The sequence below is a fragment of the Acinetobacter lactucae genome (assembly GCF_013344765.1).
GTDB lineage: Bacteria > Pseudomonadota > Gammaproteobacteria > Pseudomonadales > Moraxellaceae > Acinetobacter > Acinetobacter lactucae_A.
Genome location: NZ_JABVBF010000145.1, coordinates 1 through 8,869 on the forward strand (window position 1 = coordinate 1; position 8,869 = coordinate 8,869).

An 8,869-nucleotide genomic window follows, 5' to 3' on the forward strand; every position below is an offset into this window, starting at 1 on the left:
AATGTCACGATGATTGAAAAAAGTGGTCAATTCGATCTCAAGAATGGTGCAATATTTTAGAATATTTTTTCTATGTTGCTTAATGATGAAAACACCAAAAAAAGTGTAATTTTGAGATGTATGGGAAAATTGTGTGAAAAAGCTCTACTCATCTACTCTAAAAACGCCCTAAATAGCTCTTATTTTAGAAAAATGGTACTAGGGTAGCGCAAATTTATTAAAGTCGCTCTAAACGCAATTTAGGAGCGAAATAGACTTTGATAAAATAAATGCAATTTTTTGATTAAAAAATATTCAAAATTGGGGTTGAAGAGGAGCTAAAAAGATAATTTTTTTACTCTAAGCTAGGAATTATTTTCATAGTTTAAAGCATAAAAAAGCCGCAGAAAAAATTGCGGCTTTTTACATGAACTCGAGAGGCCTATAACTTATGAAGTTGGACCATCAACGCGCTCAATATTTACTTTTGCAGTTCCGGCATTGGTAATGCCAAGACGTTTAGCTGCACCGTATGATAAATCAAGTACACGATTACCATGGAAAGGACCACGATCATTTACTTTTACAACCACACTTTTACCATTGTCTTTATTCGTTACTCGAATGTAACAGTTCAAAGGTAAGCTACGGTGAGCAGCAGTGAGAGCATTCATATCGAATGTGTCACCACTTGCTGTTTTACGACCATGGAATTGGCGACCATACCAAGACGCCATGCCAGTTTGGCTAAACTTACGAACAGTATTTGAAGCTACTGTGTTAAGTTTTTCAATCACTGAAGGCTCATCTTCAGGGATTTCAATTTTTGCTGCGATAGCTTGACGACGGATTTGATCGCCAGAACGTTCAGTGATTGAAAGACTGTTAATGTTAGAAAAACGAGAATTAAAGTTTTGAGTATCTTTACTCAATACACGTGCTGCTAGATTTGGTCCATCTACATCACTGTTTAATGATGATGACTGCACCATTTCAGCGTGCAGTGGGGCCATGCTTAAACTAGCCGTCAGTGCAAGAACGTATTTCAGCGATAACTGCATTTGTATAAACTCCTGAGAACATGTACTTTTTTCTTTCAGCCATTGACTGAAATTTAAAGTGAACATGTCTTATTATTCACTTTTGCAATTGCTATATTGGGGTGGATAATATTCATCGCTTACGGAGAGTGTCTAGTCTTTAACGAGAAATAGTTACAAAAAGGGCAAAAACTTACAGTTATAGATTAAAAAATAACCAAAAGTGTAACAAAATATTAAATTTGTGTGTATTGTGACCTGTTTAACAAAAATATTTATTGACTTTTACATAACTCATAAAAAAGCTAGCCTATCGGCTAGCCACTTCAGTGCCTAATAACCATACAGCAGTAGCATACATACGGCTCTTATTATAGGTCGTAATCACTTGAAAATTCGGATAAGTTAAATAGTAAATTGGACCGTTATAGTCCTGTAATTGAATAACATTCACCATATCTAGATCATCAATTTTAACTAAAGGATTTAAAGGTGAAACCCCGAGCGTCTTCAATGCACCATATGGAAAAGGCTGAGTTAAATCTTTAGCAATAATACTTTCTGGATTTGACCCAGTGTAACGTGCCATAAACCCGATCGGTTGATCGCGCTGCCATCCTTGTTTTGCTAAGTAATTTGCGATTGAACCAATTGCATCCTCTGCAGAGTTTCTTAAATCGATGTGTCCATTACCGTCATAATCGACCCCGTATTTACTAATATTACTTGGCATAAATTGTGGATAGCCAATCGCACCTGCATAAGAACCTACAATACTATTTGTTGGATAACCTTCTTTATAAGTCCATGCAATAAGAGCAGCTAGCTCATCGCCAAAATATTCAGCACGGCGAGGGTAGCCAAAAGCAAGTGTGGCTAAAGCATCACGTGTAATAAAAGAACCTTTATTTGCGCCATAACCTGTCTCGACACCCAAAATACCTAAAATGACAGATTGAGGTACGCCATATTGCTGTTCAGCACGATTTAAAGCATCTGCATATTGGTTTTTAAAACGGACGCCGCGTTGAATTGTTCCTTCAACCAAAAACATAGAACGATAATCGTACCAAGGCTTACTTTCACCAGGACGAGTCATAATATTTAGAATGTTTGGTAAATTTTTTGCGCCACTCATGGCTGCATCGACTTGATCGCTACTTAAGCCATAAGCATTCATCGTTTTTTGTTTAAAATTCAAATAATCAGGATGTGTGGCAAAATCGTTGGCCTGAGCGAAATGACTTGTACTGATTATGCCAGTACACAAAGCAAGCATTTTTAAAGTTTTATTTAAGTGTTGAGACAACATATCGTTTTAAAATTCCAGATTATCGATGTGTATGAATGGACATGACTAAACCAAAGGTGGCCATTAAAGTAATAATAGCTGTTCCACCATAACTCATAAAAGGTAAAGGGACACCTACTACAGGTAAAATACCACTGACCATTCCCGCATTTACAAATACATAAACAAAAAAAGACAAACCAAAGGCGCCAGCAACTAAACGTCCATAGTTATGGAAGCTTTGTAAACCGATCTGGAATGTTCTAAAAATAATAGCAAAATAAAGGATTACTAAAATAAGTACACCAATCAGTCCAAATTCTTCGGAGTACGCAGCAATAATAAAGTCAGTATGTCCTTCGGGTAAAAAGTGTAAGTGTGATTGCGTACCTTCGAGGAAGCCTTTACCTGAAAAACCACCAGACCCAATTGCAGTTTTAGATTGAATAATATTCCAACCTGTACCTAGTGCATCTGCCTCTGGATCAAGTAAAGTTAAAACCCTTTGACGCTGGTAATCGTGCAAAAGAAATTCCCACGCAATCGGAATGATGATCGCTGCACAAGCAGCAGCTGCACCAATCATCCGCCATGATAATCCACTTAAAAACAAGACAAATATACCGCTTGCTAATACTAAAAGTGATGTCCCTAAATCAGGTTGTTCCGCAATTAGTAAAAAAGGAATACCAATTAACATTAATGATAAAACAACTTGTGAAAAGCTAGGTGGAAGGGGTTTGCGTGCTAAAAACCATGCAATCATCATTGGCATGCCGATTTTCATGAATTCACTGGGTTGGACACTTCCGAAACCGGGAATATCAATCCAGCGTTGAGCACCCATTCGGACTTCACCAAATACCATGACTGCCACAAGTGAAAATAGCCCAAACAAATAAAAATAGGGTGAAAAAGCTTGATAGACCTTGGGTGGAATTTGGGCTAGACCAAACATCACTAAAAAGCCAATACCAAAACTCATGGCTTGTTTGCTTACTAACCCTACATCCTGTGCAGAAGCACTATATAGTACAGTTAAACCTAACAGAGCATTTAAGAGCAAAAAAAGACATAACCAAGGGTCAACATGGAGTTGTTGCCACCTTGATGGTTGCATAGCGGTGCTAAGACCATCTCGAGGAGCTTGACGTAAAAATTTATATTGTGGGCTAGGAGACATGTGGCGTTAACTAAGGTCAATCAGTGCTTGGCGCATGCTAACATAAACCTGATGAATGGCAATGTATATCAATATTTTGCAATAAAAAAACCTAGCTCTCGCTAGGTTTCTCATAGCCTATTTTTTATTAATTAAAGAATAAGCTATCATGATATTCAGCCATCGCTTTTAGTTCAGTGCGATTTAAGCTTGGGATGAGTTTATCGATCGCAATATGAACTGCTTTTGTTACAGCCGCCGCGCCAATATCGGCTGCTTTACGCTTGATCATGCCGAGGTCTAATGTCTTGTTAAAATCAGACATAAAGTGCTTGATCATAGCATCGCCGAATTGTTTATATAGTTCAGCTAATGCAGCTTTATTAATATCGTTGCCTGCTTCAAGCTCAGTGAAGTTATGCTTAAGATTAGTGACTAAACTAGGATCTAAAGTTACACCTACTTTATATTGACCTTGTGGGTCTTTAAATAAGCTTTTTTCAGAGAACTCTACAGACTGTTTAACAACATCGTTTGGCGCTTTGCTTAACAATTGTTTTAAAAGAACAGCAACTGTTGATTTGACATAGCCTGCTAGTTTTTCGGCAGTATCGCGTTTTTCACTTGCAGGGAAGTGCTGAACTAACTGAATTAAGACATTATCAATAATCTCTTCATTGAGTTGTAAAGCAATCTTATCGCGAAGTGGATATAAAGGTTCACTAGAATTTTTATTAGCAATCCCAGTTTGTATATCGTTCAATAAGCCTTCAGAAGGGGTAAAACCAAAAAACGGCATGTTATATCCTCAAATTATTCGTTTTATTGTCGTGCCAATCGAATCGGTTTTGGCATCCATGAAAGATCCGATACTCGGCAAGGGTTAATATCAAGTCCGCCGCGACGAGTATAAGTTGCATAAACCATCAGCTTTTCAGGCTGCAAATTTTGCCAAATATCAGCAAAGATTTGCTCAACACATTGTTCATGAAAACCGTTGTGCTGACGGTACGAGATAATATAAGCTAAAATACTACGATAACAAGGTTTTTTGCCTTTAAAACGGATAAAAACTGTACCCCAATCCGGTTGTCCCGTGACTGGGCAGTTACTTCTTAGAAGGTGAGAATACAGTTCAACTTCCACTTCAACATCAGACTCATCTCGTTTTAAAAGAGTGGCATCAGGATGTTGCTCTAAACGCTCTGGGTTTAGATCATCAATACAAATGCCTTGAGGCTTAGAAATCTCTAAATCATCTACCTGAAATAGGGTTAACTCAACTTTTGCGCCTGCCGCAGCCGATAAGTCTTTTTCAACTGTTTCAATGAATGATTCTTTAGAATCAAATTGAGTAAAGTTAAGACTATTGAAGTAAAGTTTTAACGACTTTGATTCAATCAAATTTGGTGAAGAAGCTGGGAGCGTAATTCTGCCAATAGCAACTTGCGGGATAGCATGAGCGTTTAACCATGAAATTTCAAAAACATGCCACCAATCTTTACCTTGTGTAATACCTTGAATGTGTGAGTAAGCTTCACGAGACTGGGCACGAGCAATTGGAAATAAAACATCAGGTTGATAGTTAGTTGGATATTGAGTTTCTTTACCCAATAAAGACTGTTCGACACTCATTCACGCATTCCTGAACCACGAGCAAGTAAATAGTAAGCAATTCCGTAAAGTACAACACAGCATAATGTCACAATGATTAAAGAGAACGTAACGTTCACGTCACTATGACCTAAAATGCCGAAACGGAAAGCATTGACCATGTATACAATAGGATTAATTAAAGAAAGTTTTTGCCAAAAAGGGCCAAGTGCACTAATGGCATAGAACACACCACCTAAATAGGTTAAAGGTGTAAGGACAAAGGTTGGAATAATAGAAATATCATCAAATGATTTTGCATAAACTGCATTAATAAAACCACCTAATGAGAAAAGAACCGAAGTAATTAAGACTGTATATATAGTCACGAACCAGTTGTGTATAAAAAGGTCTGTAAAGAACAAGCTCATTGCAGTTACAATTGTTCCGACCAATACACCACGGCAAATCCCACCAATTACATAGCCCCACAAAATAATATGTAGTGGCACAGGACTCATAATCAGTTCTTCAATGCTTTTTTGGAATTTCACACTAAAGAAACTTGAAGATACGTTTGCATAACTGTTAGTAATAACCGCCATCATGATGAGGCCGGGCACGATAAACTGCATATAGCTCACGCCACCCATTTGTCCAATCCGCGAACCAACCAAATTACCAAAAATGACAAAGTACAAACTCATTGTAATCGCAGGTGGTAATAAAGTTTGGGGCCAAATACGTAGAAAACGGCGTACTTCTTTACGAACTAGAGTCCAGAGGGCAATTTGCAGTTGGTTAAAATTCATTTTGCCTCTCCTTCAAGATTTTTCTCGACCATTTTGACGAATAGTTCTTCTAGGCGGTTCGATTTGTTTCGCATACTACGAACACGAATACCTTGTGATTCTAAAAGCTGGAATAAGTCATTTAATGTATGTTCCTTATCCATCGTTACTTCTAGAGTGCTGCTATCAATTAAGTTGAACTTCACACCAATGATATTTAATTGAAGTGGAGCAATTGGTTCTGCCAAATCAAAAATAAAAGACTCTTCACTCAGCTGGTTCAAGAAACTTTTCATGCTGGTATCTTCTTTAATGACACCACGGTCAATGATGGCAATTTGACGGCACAACATTTCTGCTTCTTCGAGATAATGTGTAGTCAAAATAATAGAAGTACCGCTTTCGTTCATTTCGGTCAGAAAATCCCACATAGAACGGCGTAACTCAATATCTACACCGGCAGTAGGCTCATCTAAAATAAGAAGTTTAGGCTCATGCATCATGGCACGTGCAATCATTAGACGGCGTTTCATACCACCAGACAGCATGCGTGCTTGTATATTACGCTTTTCCCAAAGGCCTAGTTTTTCTAAATAATGTTCGGCACGTTTTTCTGCAATCTTTTTATGAATGCCGTAATAACCCGCTTGGGTAACTAAGATATCGAACGCTTTTTCAAACTGTCCAAAGTTAAATTCTTGAGGGACTACGCCTAGCTGTTGTTTTGCTAAGGATGGATGGGTGTCGAGATTATGTCCAAAAATCTCAACTGTTCCTTCGGTTTTTTTCGTGAGGGAACTGATAATACCAATGGTTGTTGATTTGCCGGCACCATTTGGGCCTAACAACGCATAAAATTCACCTTCAGGCACAGTGAGGTTAATACCTTTTAACGCCTGAAAACCATTACGATATGTTTTGGACAAATCTCTTAAAACCAAAGCATCAGTCATGAAATTCTCACATTATGAAAGAGGGGTATATTTTGAGCGATAATGATTAATAAACCAAGTAAAATAGTCGGAATTTTATAAAATTGAGATAAATTTATGAAGTTATTATATATAAACTGGTGCGCTCGGCGGGGATCGAACCCACGACCCCAGGCTTCGGAAACCTGTACTCTATCCAACTGAGCTACGAGCGCACGTGTGTGGGCCACATCATAGGAAAAAAACACCGATAGGTAAAGCACGAAATAGGTAACAAGTGAGTTTAATGCTTAATTAAACAGCAGCTTGTTGTTTTTTTTAGATGCGTTGCTGAATAAGTTGAATTGAATAATTAATAGAACGAAGCGTATGGGCTAACTCATGAGGCGGAATACGTGACTCCTGTAAGTAGGTAATCCATTGCATTTGACACATTTTAAGCTCTTGAAGTGTTTTTATTTGCTCTATTTTCTGAATAAGTGGTTTTGCCATAAGCCCACAGTACTGACTTAAGCTTTGTTTCATCAACTGTTGTATTTCTTCAAAAGAGAGTTGTTGAGTTGGATTTGGTGGCTGATTATTTTCTATATTTGAAGAAGGCACAGACGCTGATTGAGGAACCTTAATTTCTCCAACTAAATCGTTGTTTTTATTCTCCTCAACCTTTTTTTTGTATATTTTTTTGGTAGTTATAAGTGACTCTTGGGGAGATATTTGTTCGGTCAACTCTGCGTGACTTTCACTAGAAGTGGCGATCAGTTTTAAATCAATGAGTTGTTGAATCAATTCTGGTGGGGCAATCCGTTTCTTAAACTCGGGATCGAGGCTTTGAAAATCTTCATGGTCTATTAATAGTAGTAAACGTCTTTGTTTTGCATTTAAAGAAATATTACGTTGTTGAAGCGCAACTCTTCCCAAATTGGTTCGATAAAAACCAGCCATTGTTTTCCCCAAGATAAAAATAAATCAGACTGTTCAATCTTCTCAGTTGAACAGTACTGTTTTTAATAAAATATAAATGGGGTTAACGATAAAACTCAAAAATGACAATATGATGAAGAATTTATGAATATCATCTATTTAAGTCTTTAAAATGCACCTTCTAAGGCTTTACGTAAATACACATCTAGCTCGTCTTGACGTAAAAGCCATTGAATATAGTCTTTAGGAAGTTCAGCAATTGCCGTACCTTTATGTTTGCCAAAGTTAATAGTCGTAGGGATACGTGCCTCTTCGGAAACTCGGTACAGCTCTTCAATATCTTGAATATTTAAATGATAAACAATATGCATCAAAATATTAGCGGTCAAAATAATATCTGCGTCGGCACGATGTGCACCTTTGAGCAATTCTCGAGCTTTACTGCTGCCTTGAGAAATCATATAGATCAGTGCTGAAATATTATGTGCTTCTGCGTCAGGCCAAGTTTTACGCGCTAAAGCTAGAGTACAAATCGGTTTGATATTCGATACATCCACACCACAACGCGCAATCGCGGCAATATCATAATCAATATTGTGACCAATAATATAAGTTGTAGTTTCTGGCAATTTAAAAGTTTTATAGTGGGGCTGGTTTTCTAAATCTGACTCTAATATATGGTGTACTGCCATAGCAGCGTAAGAGATAGGGGTTCCGACTTGATATAGTTGATCAAACAATTTGCTTTTATCTAAGGTGAGCTTTCCTTCATTAATTTCAATTGGGGCATACGCAATTTCAATTGGCAAACCATTTAGTGTATGTGTTTCCGTATCTAAAATAATGGTTTGCATAACTGGCCCTTTAAACAATCACGAGTAATTATGAATGTTAACAGTTGACTACCCACTTTAAAACCTGAAGTGGGGCTATAAAGTAGTGATAACGTCAATTTATATTAAAAATAGAGCTTTCAGAGATTAATCCCATCTAATAGAACTTGCGATAATAATTTATCAGGGCTTAGCAGATTCCACAGTACCTAAAGTAGCAACGGATATTTTGATATCTAATGCCACTGTCGTAGGCACTAAAATTAATAGTTATGTGACAGGTAACTGGGACCATGGCACGGTAATGAGTACTAATATAGATAACAT

General features: G+C 37.4%; 9 protein-coding genes, 1 tRNA gene and 1 pseudogene. 1 reads left to right on the top strand and 10 read right to left on the bottom strand.

Annotated features, from left to right (window positions below; genetic code table 11):
• Nucleotides 1-428 precede the first annotated feature (428 nt).
• From HUN22_RS13235 to HUN22_RS13280, 10 genes are all read right to left on the bottom strand, one after another.
• Nucleotides 429-1,040: a septal ring lytic transglycosylase RlpA family protein gene (locus HUN22_RS13235; RefSeq protein ID WP_217484541.1), complete on the bottom strand. Its 612-nt coding sequence runs from the start codon at nt 1,038-1,040 to the stop codon at nt 429-431.
• A gap of 289 nt (nt 1,041-1,329) precedes the next feature.
• Entirely contained in the window at nt 1,330-2,331 is a 1,002-nt protein-coding gene (gene mltB / locus HUN22_RS13240; RefSeq protein ID WP_174730204.1) for a lytic murein transglycosylase B, read from the bottom strand.
• A gap of 19 nt (nt 2,332-2,350) precedes the next feature.
• Nucleotides 2,351-3,493, bottom strand: coding sequence for a rod shape-determining protein RodA (rodA, locus tag HUN22_RS13245; protein WP_174730207.1), 1,143 nt, complete (start codon nt 3,491-3,493; stop codon nt 2,351-2,353).
• A gap of 127 nt (nt 3,494-3,620) precedes the next feature.
• Complete coding sequence (locus tag HUN22_RS13250; protein ID WP_174730210.1) at nt 3,621-4,271, bottom strand: hypothetical protein; 651 nt, start codon at nt 4,269-4,271, stop codon at nt 3,621-3,623.
• A gap of 23 nt (nt 4,272-4,294) precedes the next feature.
• Nucleotides 4,295-5,107, bottom strand: coding sequence for an NADPH-dependent 7-cyano-7-deazaguanine reductase QueF (gene queF / locus HUN22_RS13255; protein WP_174730212.1), 813 nt, complete (start codon nt 5,105-5,107; stop codon nt 4,295-4,297).
• Nucleotides 5,104-5,877, bottom strand: a complete 774-nt coding sequence (locus HUN22_RS13260) for an ABC transporter permease (RefSeq protein WP_016140466.1) — start codon at nt 5,875-5,877, stop codon at nt 5,104-5,106. Before HUN22_RS13260 ends, queF begins: the two co-directional genes overlap by 4 nt.
• A complete protein-coding gene (locus HUN22_RS13265; RefSeq protein ID WP_174730215.1) occupies nt 5,874-6,809 on the bottom strand; it encodes an ABC transporter ATP-binding protein in 936 nt (311 codons plus the stop codon). The genes HUN22_RS13260 and HUN22_RS13265 overlap by 4 nt, the downstream gene beginning before the upstream one ends.
• Nucleotides 6,810-6,926: 117 nt before the next feature.
• Nucleotides 6,927-7,003 (bottom strand) — tRNA-Arg (locus HUN22_RS13270).
• A gap of 103 nt (nt 7,004-7,106) precedes the next feature.
• Nucleotides 7,107-7,730 (bottom strand): hypothetical protein, encoded by a 624-nt coding sequence (locus HUN22_RS13275; RefSeq protein WP_174730218.1) that lies wholly within the window; start codon nt 7,728-7,730, stop codon nt 7,107-7,109.
• Nucleotides 7,731-7,876: 146 nt separating this feature from the next.
• Nucleotides 7,877-8,563 (bottom strand): putative quorum-sensing-regulated virulence factor, encoded by a 687-nt coding sequence (locus HUN22_RS13280; protein WP_078225147.1) that lies wholly within the window; start codon nt 8,561-8,563, stop codon nt 7,877-7,879.
• Nucleotides 8,564-8,714: 151 nt separating this feature from the next.
• Here HUN22_RS13280 and HUN22_RS18005 point away from each other — a divergent pair.
• A pseudogene (locus HUN22_RS18005) lies at nt 8,715-8,869 on the top strand (alpha/beta hydrolase); the annotation flags it as partial.